The sequence below is a fragment of the Advenella faeciporci genome, from assembly GCF_014652395.1.
Classification (GTDB): domain Bacteria; phylum Pseudomonadota; class Gammaproteobacteria; order Burkholderiales; family Burkholderiaceae_B; genus Advenella; species Advenella faeciporci.
The window spans coordinates 225,357-244,953 of the sequence record NZ_BMYS01000001.1 but is presented as its reverse complement, the minus strand read 5'-3'; the positions used below and the strand labels follow the sequence as shown (position 1 = coordinate 244,953).

The window sequence follows — 19,597 nt, the reverse complement described above, 5'->3', positions numbered from 1 at the left end:
TCCATGTAGGCAAATGGAACATGGAACACATGGAACAAGGCAGGTTTGCATTGGCTTACTACCGGAGCAGGTGGCATTAAGATCGGAGCTGCTTCACTCACGACTATCACGCACATCTTTCACGCACTTTTGAGACCAGTACGCGCGCGCGAGGGCTGGAGAGAGGCGGGGGGGGGATAGGATTGAACTTTTTAGCCTTTACGGCCTAGACCGGCCCCCTAACTTGATTTGCAAGACCGCGAAATTGGAAAAAATTTTAGAGGCAATACGGGAGAGGCTGGAAGGAGCTTTACCCCATTGGCGTAAACCTTTCGCGACTTGATCGTAAAAGCAACTGGCCACTTACGTTTGAAACGCGGATGGACAACACGCGCGCGGCTTGAATCAAATAGCCGGAAAACCGGTTATTTAGAATGAGGAGACCAGCCTACACGCAGTGGTTTTACATACCTGTGATTCTAGGTATCTACCGAGAACACCGAATCGGGGGCTTCGGGGTTTCGTGATTTGAAAGCGCAAAAACCCTAAATGCCTGCCGGTTGACCCTGGACCCTCAAACTGGGGTTGCAGGCCACTACCCCGACAAAACAAAACAATCCCATGCAAGCCTCTTTCAGGGCAGGAATCGCCTGTTATGTTTTGTTATGGTGCAAAAGCCTTCAGTCTGGCCGCAAGTGTAGCAACTGTAGCAACAATAGCAGTAGCAAGTACCCAAAAGTTAAAAATGAAGTGTCGCAAAAGTCGCAAGTGTCACTGTCGCAAGTACCTAGAAAAAACATAATAAGAACTTTAGTTTAGTGATTATCACGTTATATAATAGTGACAGTCACAAAATTAGGAGATACGGAATGAGCGAATCAGCAAAGCCAGGGCGTAAACCAATTGGCCCCCAAGCTATGACACCAGCACAGCGCAAACGAGAACAAAGACTTGCCGCATTAACCAGAATTGCAGAGCGTGATAATCACGACTGGAAAGAATCAGATTGCCTTATGGTGTTGCAGATGGCTAAGTTTAGAAACCGCTGGGAAGCAGAAGCCGCATGGGAACAGTTAGGCCGGTTACGCTTATTTGGTGACAATCACTAAATAACAGTATATTCAGAGCGTACCGATCAAACAACAATACTTCATTGGAAACGGGGTACACCTGACGAGCGATAGGCGGATATTGAAATCCGAGGGGTACACAGGGGGTACACGGAACAGAAAACAAAAACGCCAACCCGTAAAGATTGGCGTAAGTGTTTGATTTTATTGGTGGCTCTTCCCCGATTCGAACGGGGGACCTGCGGATTATGATTCCGTCGCTCTAACCGACTGAGCTAAAGAGCCAATTACTTAAATAAGATTAAGTAAGAACGTAATTATGCATGTTATTTTTTTTAAAAGCAACATTTTTTTATGCCTCTGGAAAAAAACCAACATTTATGTCTTTTTGATGTCATTTATACAACAGCGCAGCTGATACACTTGAAATTTGTTTCTTTTTTACCTGAACAAGCATGTCTACATTTCCGCAAACCAGCCTTGACTGGACCAAAAAATTGATTGGATTTGATACTACCAGTCGTTATTCAAATCTTGAATTGATTGAATACATTAAGGCATATCTTGCTCATTGTGGGGTGGAAAGCTTTCTGGTGTTCAATGCGGACGGCAAAAAGGCCAACCTGTTTGCCACCATTCCTTCTGCTACCCAAGAGCGCCTTGAGGGAGGGCTGGTCTTATCGGGGCACACCGACGTGGTTCCCGTAGACGGGCAGGGTTGGGACAGTGAACCTTTTGTGGCGCAAGAACGCGAAGGGCGTTTATACGGACGTGGTGCCTGCGACATGAAGGGATTTATTGGGACAGTCCTGGCCCTGGTGCCTGAATTTACCCGTGTCCGTCTTAAGGCACCACTGCATCTGGCTTTTTCCTTTGATGAAGAAATAGGTTGTCTGGGCGCGCCCCTCATGCTGCAGGAACTGGCGCAAAAGGGAATTAAACCGGCAGGCTGTATTGTGGGTGAACCTACCAGTATGCGGCCGGTCGTGGCGCATAAGGGCATTAGCGCTTACAAATGTATCGTGCACGGTTGTGCCGCACACTCCTCATTAACCCCATTGGGTACAAATGCGATTGAATATGCTGCGCGTATTATTTGCATGTTCCGTGATTTGACTGATGAAATAAAACAAAAAGGGCCGTTTGATACGTATTTTGATGTGCCTTTCACAACCGGACAAACCAGTACCATACAGGGAGGCAATGCCATCAATACGGTGCCCGCGCATTGTGAATTCCTTTTTGAATACCGTACGTTGCCAGCACAGTCACCTACTGAAATCCTTGAGCGTATAGAGGCTTATATTCATGAAGTGCTGGTGCCGCAAATGAAAAAAGAAAATCCCGATGCCGGTATTGAACTGATTAAGCTGGCCAGTGCCCCAGGTATGGAAACGGCAGAAAAAGAAGCCATCATGCAACTGGTACGTGGCCTGACCAAAGAAACGGAAATCGCCAAAGTGGCTTATGCAACGGAAGGCGGCCTGTTTCAGCAGGCAGGCATTCCTACGGTCATTTGCGGACCGGGTAGTATAGAACAGGCGCACAAGGCCAACGAATACATCAGTCTGGAGCAACTGACCAAATGCGAAATGTTTTTAAGAAGTGTTTGTGCCAGTCAGCAAGTGGAGTGAGTCATTAAAAACGCAGCCGCAAGAGAAGGGCTGCGTTTTTTATCCTGCAGGTTGCCGTTTAGTTGGTTTGCTGCAGTGACCGCAGGATTTTTTGTCCGGCACGGCCATCGGCTTTCAGGCCCAGTCGGGTTTGTTCGGCTTTGATCGCTTCACGGGTTTTACTGCCAATCAAGCCGTCCGCTTCACCAATATCGTAACCTTTTTGCAGCAGTATTTTTTGTAAAGTAACCCGCTCGGTACGTGACAGGCCCAGATCATCAGTAGGCCAGTCTTTTTTGAAGGGGCCTTCACCTTTCAGGCGATCAGACAGGTGGGCAATGGCCAGGGCATAGCTTTCTGCCGCGTTATAGCTGTAAATCACGTCAAAATTTTTGAACACCAGGAAAGCGGGGCCATTGGCCCCCGCAGGTGTAAGCAGGCCGGCTTGCATGGAAGCGGGGACCAGGTTGGTTAGAGGTTGGCCATTGATGGCGGTAAGGCCTTTGTTGATCCAGGTTTGCACGGGCCGCTTCTTTTTACGGCCCTCACCGGCAATCGAAAGATTATCGGGCAGCTTTACTTCAAAGCCCCAGGGCTGGCCGCTGCGCCAGCCATTTTTGGCCAGGTAGTTGGCGGTAGAAGCCAGTGCATCCTCGGTGTTGTCCATCAGGTCTCGTTGTCCGTCATCATCAAAATCAACGGCAAGCCGCTCAAAGGTGGTGGGCATGAACTGGGTATGTCCGAAAGCCCCTGCCCATGAACCAACCAGGCGCTCTGGCGTAATGTCGCCCGATTGCAGGATCCTGAGTGCAGCGAAGAATTCTTTCTGGAAAAAAGCCTGCCGGCGTCCATAGCAGCTTAAGGTTCCCAAAGCCTGCGTCAGCGGGTATTTGCCGAAAGTTTGACCAAAGTTGCTTTCCACTCCCCAAACGGCAACAACTGTTGCAGGGTCAACGCCATATATTTCCTGAATGCGGGCCAGGGTATTCTTGTGAAGGCTCAGGTTTTGCAGACCCTCCTGGATGCGCTGTTCATCAACAAGCGCAGCCAGGTAATCCCAGATGGGTTGTTTGAATTCCGGCTGATAATCGAGCTTTTCCAGAATGCTCATGTCAGGCACAATATGGTCAGTGAACTGTCTGAAAGAGGAGCTGGAAATACCGGCTTTTTGTGCTTCAGGCTGCAGTCTGTCCAGGCAGGCGGCAAAGTCGGTGTTTTGTGCCTGCACAGGAAGACTGATGCAAAAAAACAGGGGGATTAAGGAAAGTAAACCACCAAAGCGTGAAATTGCCGGTTTTTCCTGAAAATAGCGGGCCATGAATATCTCTCTTGTTTGTCCTGAGTTCAATGAATTGTAGCAGTATGAAGCATTTGCATTTGTCCTGTGCTTTTTTTTCCTGTAACTTTTGATGAATATCCTGCTAATATCAGTCTTGTGTTTTTCCCTTCAATTTCAGGTGGGCTGCGGTAAAACGGGTAAAATTGCAGTTCAGAAAAAGTAGTACAAGACAAATAAAATAAACTTTTTCAGGAATTCAGTGTCATTTATCTTGTGATAAATCACGAAGGCCAAATATACAAGGTTGTAGCGCATGAAAGGGTAAGCGTTTTTTATGTCCAGGCATGAATTTGCTTATAAAACCGACTGTTAATATATATAAACCAAGCAGTAAGGTATTGCCTGGTTTTACTGAAAAGAGATTGTGTCGCATGAAGTTTAAAGTGTTAGTAGCTGCGTTGGCATTCATTGCCGCCTCCGGGTGTGTATATGCCGACTCCGAAACCATCAGCAAGGTTGATCAATTGGGCCAGGCCCAGGTCACCCAGCCTGTGTTGGCCCGGCAATCGGCAGAATCGGCAACCGGAAAAACCGAATCGGCTACTTCAGGTAGTCTGAAAAAACCCCAGAAACAAGCGCTTTCCCCGGATATCGAGCATGCCAAGGCGGCCATTATTGTTTCAAATATCCTGACCCGTTTCGAATATGATAAAAAACCGTTGGACACTGCAATGTCCCATGCGATTTTTGATGAGTATCTCAAAATGCTCGATCCTTCAAAAATGTTTTTCCTGCAGTCGGATATCGAGAAGTTTTCTGCCGTGAAAGATCAAATGAATGATATGCTCCTAAGTGGTCGCCTGGAAATCCCGTTTGATATTTTTGAAATTTACCGGGATCGCGTCGAGCAGCGTTTTGACCATGTTCTGTCCACCCTGAAAGATGATTTCGATTTTTCAGTTGACGAGTCTTTCGAGCTTGATCGAAAGAAAAGCAAATGGGTTGAAACCAATGAGGAAATCAACGATTTGTGGCGCAAGCGGGTCAAAAACGATTATTTAAGATTGAAGCTGGCAGGCAGTACTGATCAAAAAATCAAGGAAACCTTAAGCAAGCGCTATGTCAATAATCGCAACCAGATTTTGCGCATGAGCAGCGAAGATGTGAGCGAAATGTTCATTAACGCATATGCCAGCAGCACAGACCCTCACACCAATTATTACAGCCCCACTTCAGCCAAGAATTTTGATGTGCAAATAAGCCTGTCTGTCGAGGGTATTGGTGCCGTATTGCAAAAACGTGATGAATATGGACAAATCCGTGAGGTGGTGCCCGGTGGGCCTGCTGCCAAATCCGGGCAGATTCAGCCGGGTGACCGGATTGTGGCCGTAGGTCAGGGGGCAAAGGGTCCCATGGAAGACGTGGTTGACTGGCGTCTTGATGATATTGTCAATAAAATTCGTGGCAAACGCGGCAGTACGGTCAGGATTGAAATCATCCCTGCCGAGGGAGGTATTGACGGGAAGCAGAAAGTGGTCACCCTGGTGCGTCAAAAAGTAACGCTTGAAGACCAGGCAGCCAAATACAAAATACTTGAAGTTGACAATGACGGGCAAACCAGGAAAGTGGCTGTTATTACCATTCCCAGCTTTTATGAAGACTTTGATGCCCGAGCCCGCGGTGAAGAAAACTTTAAAAGTGTGACACGGGATGTTCGTGCCATTCTGGAAGAACTGAACAAGGCCAAGGTTGATGGCATCGTTCTGGATATGCGCAATAATGGCGGCGGTTCCCTGACTGAAGCGGCAAACCTGAGTGGCTTGTTTATTGGTGGCCCAAGTCCGATTGTGCAAGTCCGCACCGCCGAAGGTTCGGTATCCAATGTACGTAGCATGAAAACAGACATGGTGTGGGATAAACCTTTGGCCGTGCTGGTCAACCGTATTTCCGCTTCGGCATCCGAGATTTTTGCAGGGGCCATGCAGGATTACGGCCGTGGCGTGGTGCTGGGTGATCCCACCTGGGGTAAAGGGTCGGTGCAAACCATTCGTGGCCTGAACGAATTTTTGCGTCGCCCTCAGGATGAAGAGCTGGGCTCCCTGAAATGGACCATCCAGAAGTTTTTCCGTGTCAACGGAAGCTCTACGCAGGTCAAGGGTATTGTGCCCGATATCATATTCCCAACGGTGTTTGATGCCAAGGAAATGGGTGAGTCAAGTTACGAAAATGCCATGCCCTGGACCGAAATTGACCCTGCTTCGTACAAGCCTGTTGGTGATTTGAAGCCAACCATTGTCAATTTGGCCCGTTTGCATAAAGATCGTGTAAATGAATCAGGAAGCTGGAAGTTAATGCAGGATGAACTGGACTACGCACGCAAGCTGTCAGAGCAGAAAGTCATTTCGCTGAATTATCAAACCCGTCTTGAAGAGCGTGAAAACATGGAAACCCAACGCAAGGATTTCGAGGCCAGGCGCAAGGAGCTGGGCGAATCCGATGTGGGCGGGTTCCGGCTTGATGATGGCTTGCAGGCCGGAGAGGGTAACCTTAAAGAAGAGCTGGCCAATGAGAAAAAGCGTAAGGATAATATTGATATCGCTGCAAAAGAAGCCGCCAATATTGTGGCGGATATGGTTAACATGAAGTAAACCAGAAGCAAGAAGTAAATCTTAAGCAATAAGGTTTACTTCTTGCAGGATGATGATAATTGAGACATGGCATTTCAATACGATCTGTAGTCTTTTTTTTGCTCCTGCTATTGGGGCTTGGGGCATGGGCTGAAAAGGCTCCTGCTGAAACGTCCCGTCCCGCATTAACGGTTTCCGTGCAGCAGGTTAATTTTGTTGACATGGAAAGAACCCTGTCTGCCACGGGTAATATCCGGCCATGGCAGGATGCCAGTGTAAGCGTGCAAACCAGCGGGTTGCGCCTGAAAGAGGTTTTTGCCGATGTGGGTGATATCGTCCAGGCCGGGCAACTTCTGGCTAAGTTTGATGACACCATCATCAGGGCGGAAATTGAACAAACCAGGGCCGCTATCATCCAGGCTCAGGCCAGTCTTGAACAGGCAACCCAAAATGCCAAGCGTATCCGCCGTATTATGGGTAGCGGTGCAGTCAGTCAACAGGAAGCAGATCAGGTACTGGCTACTGAAAAAATCAATCAGGCACAACTGTCCTCGGCCCAGGCCGCATTGGTGGGGCAAGAACAGCGTTTGGCCTATACCCGGTTACTGGCCCCCTATGACGGGGTTGTTTCGGCGAAATCCGCAGTATTGGGGGCCGTCTATAATCCTGGTCAAGAGCTTTTTCATCTTATTGTCCAGAATAAACTGCAGTGGGAAGCATCGGTTTCCAGCCGCCATTTGAGCGCGCTAGAGCCGGGAACGAAGGTGCTTATGCATGTCAGGGAGGATCTTTTTGCTGAGGGCACTGTAAGGCAGCAGTCGCCCGCCCTGAATGAACAAACCCGGCAGGCCATCGTGTATGTGGATATTGTTCCTGGTGCACAAGTCAAGGCAGGCATGTTTGTCCAGGGTGATTTTAAGCTGGGCACCCGTAAAGTCATTGCCGTGCCGCGTCAGGCCCTGGTGTTGCGGGATGGTTTTTATTATGTGTTTGTCCTTGAAAACAACAATAGGGTTGCGTTGCGGAAAATAGAAATCGGGCAGTCCTTGCCCAATGGGGTGGAAGTGCTTGCCGGGTTGGTTTCAGGTGAAATCATTGTGGTCAAGGGGGCGCGTTTCCTTGAAGATGGCGATATGGTTCGTGTTGCTCTGGCAGCATCGGAGACAGCAGCTGGAGCGGGATCTGTCATGTCCTTTGCAAGGGCCGGGCGGTAAATGCCATGAATGTGTCAGCCTGGTCAATCAGGAATCCTTTGCCGGCCTGCATGATTTTTGTGTTGTTGACCCTGATGGGCTTGTTTTCATTCCATCAGATGAAAATCCAGAATTTCCCGGATATTGATTTGCCCACGGTTGTAGTAACCGCAGTGCTTGAGGGTGCAACGCCTTCGCAACTTGAAAACGATGTTGCCCGCAAGATGGAAGATAAGCTGGCAACCGTGCAGGGCATCAAGCACATTTTCAGTACATTGCAAGATGGCGTGGCAACCATCACGGCACAGTTTAATCTTGAAAAACCGACCCAGGAAGCGGTCGATGATGTGCGCAGTGCCATTTCTGGCATCAGGAACGATTTGCCCGCCGATATCCGCGAACCTGTGGTTACAAAACTGGAGATGGCTGCCCAACCCATTCTGGCCTTTACGGTTCATTCCAGCCGGATGGACCAGACCGATCTTTCCTGGTTTGTGGATAATGAAGTTTCCAAGGCGTTGCTGGCGGTGCCAGGTGTGGGGGCGGTTAACCGGGTTGGCGGAGTCAAGCGCCAGGTCAACATAGAGCTTGATCCGGTTTTGATGCAAGGTTTAAATGCCACCGCAGCCGAAATCTCCAGAAAGCTCAGGGATATTCAAAAAGAGCTGTCAGGCGGAAAAACCGAATTGGGTAAGCAGAATCAGCCCATTCGAACCCTGGGGGCGGTAAGAACAGCAGCTGAACTGGGTAATATTCAAATTCCCTTAAACAATGGCCAGGTCATTACCTTGTCTGATGTGGCCACCATTACCGATACTTATGCTGATCCGGAAACGGCCGCTTTCATGGATGGCAAGCCGGTGATTGCCTTTGAGGTGTCACGCAGCAGGGGTGCGGGTGAAATTGAAGTGGGTAAGGGGGTTCTTGACACGTTGACAACGCTACAGGGCAGACATGCCGATATTGAATTTGCCAAGGCTTTTGACATGGTTTCACCCGTGCAAGGTGAATACAACGGCTCCATGCATATGCTGTATGAAGGGGCTTTGCTGGCTGTGCTGGCGGTGTGGATCTTCCTTAGAAATGTTCGGGCAACCTTGATTTCAGCGGTTGCCTTGCCCATGTCAATCATTCCTGCTTTTATCGGCATGTACTTCCTGGGGTTTACCGTTAATGTGGTAACACTGTTGGCCCTTTCACTGGTGGTAGGTATTCTGGTTGATGATGCGATTGTTGAAGTGGAAAATATCGTGCGCCACCTCAGAATGGGCAAAACACCTTACCAGGCTGCGATGGAAGCGGCTGATGAAATTGGGCTGGCCGTGGTGGCGACCACTTTTTCGCTGATTGCCGTTTTCTTGCCAACGGCTTTCATGAGTGGCATCGCAGGCAAGTTTTTCAAGCAATTTGGCTGGACGGCTTCTTTGGCCGTTTTTGCTTCCCTGGTCGTTGCACGCATGCTGACACCCATGATGTGTGCCTATATCCTGAAACCGGCCGTCCGGCAGGAAAAAGATGCTGCCTGGATGCGGGTATATCTGTCGCTGGTTAAAAAATGCCTGAATCATCGCTGGATAACCGTGATGTTGTCGGGTTTGTTTTTTATTGGCTCAATAATGATTGTGCCTTTGTTGCCCACCGGTTTCATGCCGGCTGATGATACTTCCCAGACTCAGGTGTATCTTGAGTTGCCACCAGGCTCCCAAATAGAAGAAACCACCGAGGCGGCCAATCATGCGCTTTCCCTGTTGGCTGGCAATCCGTACATTGAAGGCATTTATACCAGCATAGGCGGGGGTGCAGCCGGGGGTGACATGTTTGCCATAGGGACCACGCAGGATGTCCGTAAAGCGACTTTAACCATCTTGTTGAAAGAGAGGGGTAATAGGCCCGTTAAACAGGTGTTGGAAAATGAATTCCGGGAGCTGTTGCTGCAAATACCCGGTGTCAGGATAAAGGTCGGTCTGGGCGGTTCAGGAGAAAAATATGTTCTGGTCTTGTCCGGAGACAATGCTGATGTACTGCAGGAGGCGGCCCTGAATGTAGGGCGTGATTTACGAACGATTGGGGGGTTGGGAAATATTTCATCCACCGCCAGTCTGGTGCGCCCCGAAATTGAAATTCATCCCAAATATGCTTTGGCTGCCGAATATGGGGTGAGCAGTGTGGCGATTGCCGATACCCTGAGGGTGGCGACCAGTGGGGATTATGAGGTGGCTTTGTCCAAGTTGAATGTTGATCAGCGTCAGGTGCCTGTTGTGGTAACCCTGAAAAAATGGGTACTTGAAGATATTGAATTTCTTAATGAGCTGAAAGTGCCAGGCTCACAGGGTCCTGTGCCATTGAGTACCATTGCGGATATTCGTCTGGGGGCCGGCCCTGTCGTGGTCAATCGTTATGATCGGGCCAGAAATATTAATTTTGAAATTGAGCTTTCCGGTCAGGCACTGGGTGATGTAATTAAAAAAGTCATGCAGTTGCCTTCCATCCGGCAATTGCCGGCAGGTATTTCAATTGTCAGTATTGGTGATGCGGAAATAATGGGTGAGCTGTTCGAGAGCTTTTCTCTGGCGATCGCAGTGGGGATTATTTGCATCTATATTGTGCTGGTGCTACTGTTTAAGCAGTTTTTGCATCCTTTCACCATATTGGCCGCCTTGCCCTTATCGTTAGGTGGTGCTTTTCTTGGTTTGTTATTGGCAGACAAGAGTTTTTCCATGCCGTCCTTGATTGGTCTTATCATGCTGATGGGTATTGCCACCAAAAACTCAATTTTACTGGTTGAGTATGCGATTTTGGCGGAACGCGAGAAGCATATTTCACGTTATGAGGCATTGCTGGATGCCTGTCATAAAAGGGCGCGTCCCATTTTAATGACAACCCTGGCTATGGGCGCTGGCATGTTGCCCCTGGCTTTTGGGCTTAGCGAGGCCGATCCGGGTTTTCGTTCACCGATGGCGATTGCCGTGATTGGTGGTCTGATTACGTCGACTTTTTTAAGTTTGTTGGTTATTCCGGTTGTCTTTACCATTATCGATGATGTCAGTCTTTTCTTGCGGCGTCACTTCGGTGGCGTATTCAACAAACAGGAATAATACAGGTACCATGAAAATTTTATTGTTAGGGAAAAATGGCCAGCTTGGCTGGGAGTTGCAACGGGCATTGCAGGTTTTGGGAGAGGTATTTGCCTTGTCCCGTCATAATGAGAATGGTCTGTGCGGTGATTTGTCAGACCTCCATGGGTTGACAAAAACCATTGAATATTTAAAGCCTGATGTCGTGGTTAATGCGGCCGCCTATACGGCCGTTGACAAAGCCGAGTCAGATCGTGAACAGGCGCTTTTGATCAATGCCCGGGCCCCTGCGGTCATTGCCCAGGCCTTAAAAACGTATCAGGGTTTGCTGGTGCATTATTCCAGTGATTATGTTTTTGATGGCACCGGAGAGCAAGCACGGGCAGAATTGGCGCCTTGCAATCCTGTTAACTATTATGGTTATACCAAACTGGAAGGCGAGCGTGAAATTATCCGTTCAGGGGGCAGGTATTTGGTTTTTCGTACCAGCTGGATTTATGGTACGCACGGCGGCAATTTTGCAAAAACAATGATTAAACTGGCCAGGGAAAAAGAAAAACTGGCTATTGTGAGTGATCAGATTGGCGTGCCGACCGGGGCGGATTTGATTGCGGATGTCACGGTGCATGCCATTCGGTCTTATTTTAATGAGGATCAGGGCCCGAACCGTAATGTATTGAATGGTATATACCATCTGGTGCCTGATGGTGAAACCTCATGGCTGGCCTATGCCAACCTGGTATTCGGGCAAGTACGTGCCAAGGGGATACCATTGGCACTCAGGGAAGTGGCTGCGGTTTCCAGTGCCCAATATCCCATGCCGGCCAGGCGCCCCCTGAATTCAAGATTGAGCAATGCCAAAATAAAGGAAGTGTTCAACTTGCATATGCCCCGCTGGGAGCCCGGCGTTTGCCGTCTGGTTGATGAATTGTTGGCTTAATGGGCGTTGGGGTTACTGACCAGATCCAGGTCATAGAAAATATGGCTGGCATCAATAAATTTATACAGGCAGTGCCCAAGATCTACGTAGCCGTCCTCATTGAAGCGTTGCTGCATGAATGCCAGCATGTTTTTCAGGCTTTCCAGAAGCGAGGTGATCTGGCCGGGTTCAAAACTCCATAAACGGGTATTGAACTGCAGAAATATATTCCCGGTTTGTTCTGAGGGGTAGGATGATGGATAGGAGTTGGGCAAAATGAATTTGTTTTTGGTTTCAGGCTTGTTGGCAGCAAGTGCATCAACCGCCGGGTCAAAAATTTTGCCTGGCCTGATGAAAAACAGGCGTTTGACTTTGTTGAAAATCTGATGTTGTTGTGCAACTTCCAGAAACCAGATCAAGCTGGTTAGTTCAGTAAGATTGAACGATTTTGTTCGTTCAGGATACTGTCCGATAATCTTTTGGATGATTTCGTTGTTGTTGTACTCCATCAGAATGTCGATCTGTTTTAATAAACCGGTTTTCTGTGTGTCATTCAAGGCAGTGGCGCCATGTTCAATGACCGATATCAATGAGCCCTTGGCTGATTCGTTAATACTGCAGACAGTGGCCAGAAGCTGCTCATAGGCACTTTCGGCGGCATTCTTGGTAGGGGCGGTTGGTTCCATTGTGTTGGCAATGGATGTGTTGGCACGGTCATTGATCGCACTGGGAATAATAAAAGCAAAGGTCATGATGTTGCTAACTGGCCAGAAATTATTGTAAAACGTTCCATTCTACACGCTTGTGTGGCATGATGAGCCGGTTTTATTGTTTCAGGATACGCAAGCTCCTGTGGCAAGAGTAGCGATACAATAGGACTTTATCAATTAAGCGGGTTAAACATATTATGTTAACAATTCAGCCTTCAGAAGAAACGGTTATTCTGGAAAAAACAAAGAAATGGGTAGAGAAAGCAGTGATTGGCCTGAACCTGTGTCCTTTTGCCAAAAGTGTTTATGTAAAGAATCAGGTGCGTTTTGTTGTGACGGGTGCTGAAACGGTTAAAGAGCTGCACCAGGTATTGGCCGAAGAGTGTGAGAATCTGATCGAGACCGATCCCGAAGTGCTGGATACCTGTTTGTTGGTGGTTCCACATGTGTTTGAGGATTTTTATGATTTTAATGATTTTCTGGATATTGCCGAGCTGACCCTTGAAGAACTTGAATTGGTGGGTGAGTTGCAGATAGCGAGTTTTCATCCCGACTATCAGTTTGCCGATACCGAAGCAGATGACATCAGTAACTACACCAACCGTTCACCGTACCCCATCTTGCACTTGATCAGGGAGTCCAGCCTGGACAAGGCTACACAGCAATATCCTGATGCCAGCGCCATTTTTGACAGTAATATAGAAAAAGTCACGCAATTGGGGCCTGATGGCTGGAAAAAACTGTTGGAAGGCTAAAAAACTTTGTAATGCATTGAAATGAAAGTGCTTCTTTGGGTGTGGATTTCTTTTGTTTTTGTGTTATTATTCTACTCAAGCTGTATATCTGGTTAACTGAAGGTTTTCTGGACGCGGGTTCGAGTCCCGCCGTCTCCACCAATAGGATATTTACAACATTATAGTATCTTATTGATGGGGACGCCAAGGTTTCGACAGGGAAAGATAGGAAGACTGGCAGCCGGTAGGCGATGACCGTAAATCAAGCAAAACTCTTAAATGCAAATGACGAAAGTTACGCATTAGCCGCCTAATTTAGGCCGCTAGGAGCCTGATCCACTTGGCAACAGAACGGATTAAAAGGGAGCTTCGGCTCCCTTTTTATTTTCCGGATACGGTTTTTTCTTGTTTTTATTGGCACCCTTTTAAGGGAGATTTTTTCAGCTAAACGGATAAAATATCGGGAAAAATTCCTCCCGGTACTTGTTAGATTACCTTAATTCGTATAAATACAATTCAATGCGGCGGTTTACGGCTCTGCCGTAGGTGGTGTCATTACTCATGAGCGGGTCGATGGCGCCCCTGCCTTCTATATCAATCCGGACGCTTTTTACCCCTTTTTTGATTAAATAATGGGCAACCGCAGAGGCTCTTTGAACAGACAGGGCTTGATTGTTAATTTCGTCTCCCTGCGAATCGGTATGTCCGACAACCTTGATGCGAAGGTTTTGGGATTGCTTAAGTTCTGTAACAATTTTGTCCAGAATAGGGAGCATTTTCCGGTTGATGTTGGTTTTTCCAGACCGAAATGAGCTGTTCGCCGGCAAAATGACCCTTAAGCTGCCATCATGCACACGGTTCACTTCAACACCCAGTGATTCTCTGTCTGAATCTTCAATGGATTTGGCGATTTTATCCCAGTTGCTGGGGGATAATGCCGTGCGACCGAAGAAACTGGATGTGGGTTTTCCGTCAGGGCCCATGTTCAGGCTGCCGGGGCCGGGGTTCAAGACGCAGCCGGTAAGCAGCGTGGAAGATGCCAGTAATAATCTCAAGGATGTAAAATGCCAGGAATTAATCATTTTCAACCCCATTTTTTTTGAATCAGGTGAGCAATGGCATCCCATAGCTCATTGACTTCGTTTACAGTCATGTCGGCCTGCCAGTCATGTATCTTGTCCTTATTGTTGCAGTATCCGTAGGAAACAGCAATAGTGGCCATATTGGCTGCTTTGCCGGCGATGATGTCCCGTTCGTCATCACCCACATAAATGCAATGTTCTGGCAGGCTGTTGGCGAGCCGGGCGGCATGGAGCAAAGGGGCTGGATGAGGTTTGGTATAAGGCGTGGTGTCTCCGCACACATTGGCTGCGCTGCGGGCAGTTAGCTGGAAATGGTCAAACATGGGGAAAGAGAGGTCTTCCGCCTTGTTGGTGACAATACCCCAGCCCATATTGTTCTGGTCAATTTTGTCCAGAAGCTCATCAATTCCGTTAAACAGTCGACTGTTGGTCGTCATGCAGTTTTTATAGTCCTGCAAAAATTGCTGGCGGACTGTCTCGTATTCGATGTGGTCGGGCCGCAGATTCAGGGCTGCCCCAAGCAGTCCTCTGGCGCCTTGTGATGCGTAGGGCCTTAAGGCGGCATATTCAAGGGCAGGCAGACCCCTGCGAATGCGTTGTAAATTGGCTGCATGTGCAAGATCAGGGGCGCTATCAACCAGCGTACCATCAAAATCAAAGAAAACTATTCTTCGCATTTACGAGTCGCTATCAAATAATTAACTGAAGTATCACTGCTGAGTTTATATTTTTCGGTTAAAGGATTGTATTCAAGTCCTTTCATGCCGATTAAATCAAGCTTCGCACGACGTGCACAGGAAACCAGTTCGCTGGGTTTGATGAAGTTGCCATAGTTATGCGTTCCTTTGGGAAGCAGGTTCATAATGTATTCGGCTCCTATGATGGCATACATGAAAGATTTCATGTTTCGGTTAAGTGTGGAAAAAAACACCCAGCCGCCGGGTTTAACCAATTTTGCACAGGCATTGATGATGGAAGCAGGATCAGGAACGTGCTCGAGCATCTCCATGCAGGTGACCACATCGTATTGTGCCGTGCGTTCCTGGGCGATTTGTTCAACCGCAATATTAAGGTATTCTACTTTTATACCCGACTCCAGTCCGTGCAACTTTGCAACAGTCAGTGACTTTTGGGCCAGGTCTATACCGGTCACTTTGGCACCGGCTGCTGCCATGCTTTCGGAAAGAATGCCTCCGCCACAGCCAACATCAATAATGGATTTGTCAGTCAGGGTGCCTGCCAGTGACTGAATCCATTCGAGCCTGAGCGGATTAATGGCATGTAAAGGTTTGAATTCACTGGTGGGATCCCACCATTTGGAGGCCAGGGCGCTGAATTTTTCCAGTTCAGCTGGGTCTGCATTGATGGGGTCGGAGGTGATGGCGGGAGTATTCATAGGGTTTTGTTCTTGAAACCTGAAAATAATCGGGATGTAAGTAGTAAGGATTCAAGTTTATCATAGGCCTGTAAAAACTGTCCTGAGGGCAGACAGTAAAAAGCCCCCAGATGGGGGCTTTTTACTGTAGGCAAAAAATACTTGCCTGCTAATTACTTGCGTGAACCTACGATTTCGATTTCTACGCGACGGTTTTTAGCGCGACCTTCACGGGTTGCGTTGGAAGCGATTGGGTCGCTTTCGCCTTTACCGGAAGCGATGATCTGATCTGCAGGTACACCTTTGGAGATCAGGTAGTTTTTAACAGCAGCAGCACGGCGCTCAGACAGGCCTTGGTTGTACTGTACAGTACCAATAGAGTCGGTATGACCAACAGCAATAACTGACTCAAGGTTCAGTTGAGTTGTTTGTTGAGCAACCTGGTCAAGGATGTTGCGACCTTCAGGTTTCAGGGTTGATTTGTCAAAATCAAAGAATGTATCAGCGTTGAACGTTACTTTTTGAGCAACGATGTCGGGTGATTGTGGAGCACCGCAGCCTTGAGCTGCTGTTGCAGGTGTCCAGAAGTTGTCACGCCAGCAATGTTCATTTGTGCCGTTCATCCAAACCAGACCGTATGGGTTTACCCAATTGTCGACAGTTTGCGCTGATGCTACGCCAGAAGTTGCGGCAGCAACCACGGCGAATGCTAATGCGAATTTAGAGGGCTTATTCATGTTTCTCCTCGTTGAGCTTGAAAGCTAAAAAATGACTCGCAGCGAAACCCGCCGCATGATTGGAAATCAGGGTCAGTATAGCAACGCTTGAATGTTCATTCAAAGGGTTAAGCTAGATTTTCCCGTGTTCTTGAACAGATCTTACGCGATTTTCCTGTAGCTTGTAGAGCGTAAGCCCAACATTTTTAAAGGATCTTTTCAAATCTGTCGTTTATATGCAAATTTTGTTGGATTTGAGCAACAAGCCGTGAAATGAGGGGTGTGCAGTGAAAAGTGTTGAAATCTTTAAGTATTTAAAGATGAATTCAAAACGTAAAACTTAAAGGAATTGATCGGAAATCAAGGGGGTTGATACTGAATAAAATCTTTTTAAGCTAACGGATTGATGTTTGCCCATGAGCTATAAATGTTAGAATCAACGTTTCGCCCAAATTGGCTTTTTCATTATAGGCAAAGACATTTTTAATGTGTTTGTCCAACCAGATTAAAATTTGTGAGTAATATGGATTCCTTTGCCAAGGAGACGCTTCCAATTTCGTTGGAAGAAGAAATGCGTCGTAGTTACCTCGACTACGCTATGAGTGTGATTGTCGGTCGTGCCCTGCCAGATGTCAGGGACGGCCTCAAACCTGTTCACCGGCGTGTGCTTTTTGCCATGCATGAGCTCAATAACGACTGGAACAGGGCTTACAAGAAATCCGCACGTATTGTCGGTGATGTCATCGGTAAATATCATCCTCACGGCGATCAGGCGGTCTACGATACCATCGTGCGTATGGCTCAGGACTTCTCCCTGCGCTACATGCTGGTCGATGGGCAGGGTAACTTTGGTTCTGTAGATGGCGATAGCGCTGCGGCCATGCGTTACACGGAAATCCGTCTCGCCAGGATTGCTCACGAATTGTTGGCAGACATAGATCAGGAAACGGTTGATTTTGGTCCCAACTATGACGGCAGCGAACAAGAACCTTTACTGTTGCCCTCCAAATTACCCAACTTGCTGGTTAACGGCAGTTCGGGTATTGCGGTTGGTATGGCTACCAATATTCCTCCTCATAATCTGTCTGAAGTGGTCGATGGCTGTCTTTTTTGCCTGCGTAATCCGGGCTGCAGTATTGATGAATTAATGGAGCTGATTCCAGCTCCCGACTTCCCCACCGGCGGTATTATTTATGGCATGTCAGGGGTCCGGGAAGGCTATCGTACCGGACGTGGGCGTGTTGTCATGCGTGCCAAAACGCATTTTGAAGACATGGAAAGGGGTAACCGTCAGGCTATTATTGTTGACGAGCTTCCCTATCAGGTAAATAAAAAGACGTTGCAAGAGCGCATTGCCGACCTGGTCAATGAGAAAAAAATTGAGGGGATTTCAGATATCCGCGACGAGTCCGACAAAGACGGGATGCGTCTGGTCATCGAGCTCAAGCGCGGCGAAGTGCCCGAGGTTGTGCTTAATAATCTGTACAAGCATACCCAGCTGCAGGATACTTTTGGCATGAACCTGGTTGCCCTGGTGGAAGGGCAGCCTCGTTTGCTGAATCTTAAACAGTTGGTCGACTATTTCCTTCAGCATCGTCGTGAAGTGGTTACCCGTCGTACGGTTTACCAGTTGCGCAAAGCCCGTGAACGGGGTCATGTGCTGGAAGGCCTGGCGGTGGCTTTGGCAAATATCGATGACTTCATTACAATCATTAAAGCAGCACCCACTCCACCGGTGGCCCGCCAGGAATTAATGGCGCGAAGCTGGGACTCTTCCCTGGTCAGGGAAATGCTGGCCCGGGCCGATGCCGATAATGGTGGTGTATTAGGCGGCAGTGCGGCCTATCGCCCTGAAGGCCTGGCCGCTGTGTTTGGCATTCAGTCCGATGGCATGTATCGCCTAAGCGATGTACAGGCGCAGGAAATCCTGAATATGCGCCTGCAACGTTTAACCGGGCTTGAGCAGGATAAAATCGTCAATGAATATAAAGAGATCATGGAAACCATTTCCGATCTGCTGGATATTCTGTCCAAACCCGAGCGTATTACCGCTATCATTGCCGACGAACTGACACTTATCAAGACGGAATTTTCCACCAACGTTAAAGATGTGCGCCGTTCGGTCATAGAAGCCAATGCCACAGAACTTGATACTGAAGACTTGATTACGCCTGCCGATATGGTGGTGACCTTGTCAAACAGCGGTTATATCAAAAGCCAGCCCTTGTCTGAATACCGTGCCCAAAAACGTGGGGGCAGGGGCAAGCAGGCAACGGCCATGAAAGAAGATGACTGGATCGATCAGTTGTTTATTGCCAATACGCATGATTACCTGTTGTGTTTCTCTGATCACGGTCGCGTATATTGGCTGAAAGTCTGGGAGGTGCCGCAAGGCACCCGGGGTTCACGCGGACGTCCTATCGTGAATATGTTTCCCCTGGTTGATGGTGAGAAAATTACGGTTATCCTGCCGGTCAAGGCATTTGTTGAAGACCGTTACGTCTTTATGGCCACCTTGCGTGGCACAGTCAAGAAGACGCCTCTGTCTGATTTCTCCAATCCTCGCAAAGCCGGTATTATTGCGGTGGCCCTTGATGAAGGAGATCATCTGATCGGTGCCGATCTTACCGATGGTCAACACGACATCATGCTGTTCTCCGATGCGGGCAAGGCAGTGCGTTTTGACGAGAATGATGTGCGGCCAATGGGTCGTACGGCGCGTGGTGTCCGTGGCATGAATCTTGAGGACGGGCAAAGTGTCATTTCCCTGCTGGTTGCCGGTGATGAAACACAAAGCGTATTGACCGCCACCGAAAACGGTTTTGGTAAACGCACCTCCATTACGGAATATACCCGTCATGGCCGCGGTACCAAGGGTATGATTGCCATCCAGACCAGTGCCCGCAATGGCAAGGTTGTGGGTGCTGTCCTGGTTGAGCCCGATGATGAAATCATGCTAATTACAACGGGCGGTGTCCTGGTCCGCACACGAGTGTCCGAAATAAGGGAGATGGGTCGTGCAACTCAGGGTGTTACCCTCATTAACGTCGATGACGGAAGTCTGCTGTCCGGGGTACGTCGGGTTGTTGAAAGTGATGTGGATGGTGATGTGGAGAGTGATGAGCTCACGTCAGACGCCACCTCTGAAACACCCGAAGACGAGCCGGGCCCGGTTTCTGGTCAAGATGATCCCCAATCTTCAACAGATGAATAAGTGAAAGCGGTT

The 19,597-nt window shown here is 48.3% G+C and carries 14 protein-coding genes, 1 tRNA gene and 1 other RNA gene; 9 read left to right on the top strand and 7 right to left on the bottom strand.

Annotation, left to right across the window (positions count from 1 at the left end; genetic code table 11):
• Positions 1-848 precede the first annotated feature (848 nt).
• On the top strand, positions 849-1,088 hold the full coding sequence (locus IE074_RS01135; protein ID WP_189383596.1) for a hypothetical protein: 240 nt from the start codon (positions 849-851) through the stop codon (positions 1,086-1,088).
• A 169-nt stretch (positions 1,089-1,257) separates the two neighbouring features.
• On the opposite strand, the gene IE074_RS01130 is transcribed toward IE074_RS01135, so the two are convergent.
• Positions 1,258-1,334: transfer RNA gene (locus IE074_RS01130), tRNA-Met, on the bottom strand.
• Positions 1,335-1,504: 170 nt separating this feature from the next.
• On the opposite strand from IE074_RS01130, the gene argE reads away from it, so the two are divergent.
• Complete coding sequence (gene argE, locus IE074_RS01125; RefSeq protein ID WP_189383595.1) at positions 1,505-2,683, top strand: acetylornithine deacetylase; 1,179 nt, start codon at positions 1,505-1,507, stop codon at positions 2,681-2,683.
• 58 nt (positions 2,684-2,741) lie between these two features.
• On the opposite strand, the gene IE074_RS01120 is transcribed toward argE, so the two are convergent.
• Positions 2,742-3,980, bottom strand: coding sequence for a lytic murein transglycosylase (locus IE074_RS01120; protein WP_189383594.1), 1,239 nt, complete (start codon positions 3,978-3,980; stop codon positions 2,742-2,744).
• A 392-nt stretch (positions 3,981-4,372) separates the two neighbouring features.
• Here IE074_RS01120 and IE074_RS01115 point away from each other — a divergent pair, with 392 nt between their 5' ends.
• The 4 genes from IE074_RS01115 to rfbD all read left to right on the top strand — a co-directional run bounded on the left by IE074_RS01115 (position 4,373) and on the right by rfbD (position 11,775).
• The gene (locus IE074_RS01115) at positions 4,373-6,589 is read left to right on the top strand and encodes a carboxy terminal-processing peptidase (protein ID WP_189383593.1); all 2,217 of its coding nucleotides are present in this window, start codon (positions 4,373-4,375) and stop codon (positions 6,587-6,589) included.
• 98 nt (positions 6,590-6,687) lie between these two features.
• Complete coding sequence (locus tag IE074_RS01110) at positions 6,688-7,782, top strand: efflux RND transporter periplasmic adaptor subunit (RefSeq protein ID WP_189383592.1); 1,095 nt, start codon at positions 6,688-6,690, stop codon at positions 7,780-7,782.
• A 5-nt stretch (positions 7,783-7,787) separates the two neighbouring features.
• Complete coding sequence (locus IE074_RS01105; RefSeq protein ID WP_189383591.1) at positions 7,788-10,856, top strand: efflux RND transporter permease subunit; 3,069 nt, start codon at positions 7,788-7,790, stop codon at positions 10,854-10,856.
• Positions 10,857-10,866: 10 nt separating this feature from the next.
• Positions 10,867-11,775 (top strand): dTDP-4-dehydrorhamnose reductase, encoded by a 909-nt coding sequence (gene rfbD / locus IE074_RS01100; protein ID WP_189383590.1) that lies wholly within the window; start codon positions 10,867-10,869, stop codon positions 11,773-11,775.
• On the opposite strand, the gene IE074_RS01095 is transcribed toward rfbD, so the two are convergent.
• Entirely contained in the window at positions 11,772-12,506 is a 735-nt protein-coding gene (locus tag IE074_RS01095; protein ID WP_189383589.1) for a hypothetical protein, read from the bottom strand. The genes rfbD and IE074_RS01095 overlap by 4 nt on opposite strands.
• Positions 12,507-12,661: 155 nt before the next feature.
• On the opposite strand from IE074_RS01095, the gene IE074_RS01090 reads away from it, so the two are divergent.
• Positions 12,662-13,219 (top strand): DUF1415 domain-containing protein, encoded by a 558-nt coding sequence (locus IE074_RS01090; protein WP_189383588.1) that lies wholly within the window; start codon positions 12,662-12,664, stop codon positions 13,217-13,219.
• A 28-nt stretch (positions 13,220-13,247) separates the two neighbouring features.
• Positions 13,248-13,582: a transfer-messenger RNA gene (ssrA, locus tag IE074_RS01085) on the top strand.
• A gap of 107 nt (positions 13,583-13,689) precedes the next feature.
• Here the strand turns inward: ssrA and IE074_RS01080 are convergent.
• From IE074_RS01080 to ompA, 4 genes are all read right to left on the bottom strand, one after another.
• The gene (locus IE074_RS01080; RefSeq protein ID WP_189383587.1) at positions 13,690-14,253 is read right to left on the bottom strand and encodes an OmpA family protein; all 564 of its coding nucleotides are present in this window, start codon (positions 14,251-14,253) and stop codon (positions 13,690-13,692) included.
• Positions 14,254-14,282: 29 nt separating this feature from the next.
• The gene (locus IE074_RS01075) at positions 14,283-14,957 is read right to left on the bottom strand and encodes an HAD-IA family hydrolase (protein ID WP_189383586.1); all 675 of its coding nucleotides are present in this window, start codon (positions 14,955-14,957) and stop codon (positions 14,283-14,285) included.
• Positions 14,945-15,676 carry a bifunctional 2-polyprenyl-6-hydroxyphenol methylase/3-demethylubiquinol 3-O-methyltransferase UbiG gene (gene ubiG, locus IE074_RS01070; protein ID WP_189383585.1) on the bottom strand — a complete coding sequence of 244 codons (732 nt, stop codon included), beginning with the start codon at positions 15,674-15,676 and terminating at the stop codon, positions 14,945-14,947. The genes IE074_RS01075 and ubiG overlap by 13 nt, the downstream gene beginning before the upstream one ends.
• Positions 15,677-15,828: 152 nt before the next feature.
• The gene (ompA, locus tag IE074_RS01065) at positions 15,829-16,392 is read right to left on the bottom strand and encodes an outer membrane protein OmpA (protein ID WP_189383584.1); all 564 of its coding nucleotides are present in this window, start codon (positions 16,390-16,392) and stop codon (positions 15,829-15,831) included.
• Positions 16,393-16,894: 502 nt separating this feature from the next.
• Between ompA and gyrA the strand changes: the two genes are divergently transcribed.
• Positions 16,895-19,585 (top strand): DNA gyrase subunit A, encoded by a 2,691-nt coding sequence (gene gyrA, locus IE074_RS01060; RefSeq protein WP_229793850.1) that lies wholly within the window; start codon positions 16,895-16,897, stop codon positions 19,583-19,585.
• Positions 19,586-19,597 lie beyond the last annotated feature (12 nt).

Excerpts from the sequence above, each read along its gene's own strand:
- IE074_RS01135 (WP_189383596.1), top strand. The coding sequence starts at position 849 with ATGAGCGAATCAGCAAAGCCAGGGCGTAAACCAATTGGCCCCCAAGCT.
- argE (WP_189383595.1), top strand. The coding sequence starts at position 1,505 with ATGTCTACATTTCCGCAAACCAGCCTTGACTGGACCAAAAAATTGATT.
- IE074_RS01120 (WP_189383594.1), bottom strand. The coding sequence starts at position 3,980 with ATGGCCCGCTATTTTCAGGAAAAACCGGCAATTTCACGCTTTGGTGGT.
- IE074_RS01115 (WP_189383593.1), top strand. The coding sequence starts at position 4,373 with ATGAAGTTTAAAGTGTTAGTAGCTGCGTTGGCATTCATTGCCGCCTCC.
- IE074_RS01105 (WP_189383591.1), top strand. The coding sequence starts at position 7,788 with ATGAATGTGTCAGCCTGGTCAATCAGGAATCCTTTGCCGGCCTGCATG.
- rfbD (WP_189383590.1), top strand. The coding sequence starts at position 10,867 with ATGAAAATTTTATTGTTAGGGAAAAATGGCCAGCTTGGCTGGGAGTTG.
- IE074_RS01095 (WP_189383589.1), bottom strand. The coding sequence starts at position 12,506 with ATGACCTTTGCTTTTATTATTCCCAGTGCGATCAATGACCGTGCCAAC.
- IE074_RS01090 (WP_189383588.1), top strand. The coding sequence starts at position 12,662 with ATGTTAACAATTCAGCCTTCAGAAGAAACGGTTATTCTGGAAAAAACA.
- IE074_RS01075 (WP_189383586.1), bottom strand. The coding sequence starts at position 14,957 with ATGCGAAGAATAGTTTTCTTTGATTTTGATGGTACGCTGGTTGATAGC.
- ubiG (WP_189383585.1), bottom strand. The coding sequence starts at position 15,676 with ATGAATACTCCCGCCATCACCTCCGACCCCATCAATGCAGACCCAGCT.
- ompA (WP_189383584.1), bottom strand. The coding sequence starts at position 16,392 with ATGAATAAGCCCTCTAAATTCGCATTAGCATTCGCCGTGGTTGCTGCC.
- gyrA (WP_229793850.1), top strand. The coding sequence starts at position 16,895 with ATGGATTCCTTTGCCAAGGAGACGCTTCCAATTTCGTTGGAAGAAGAA.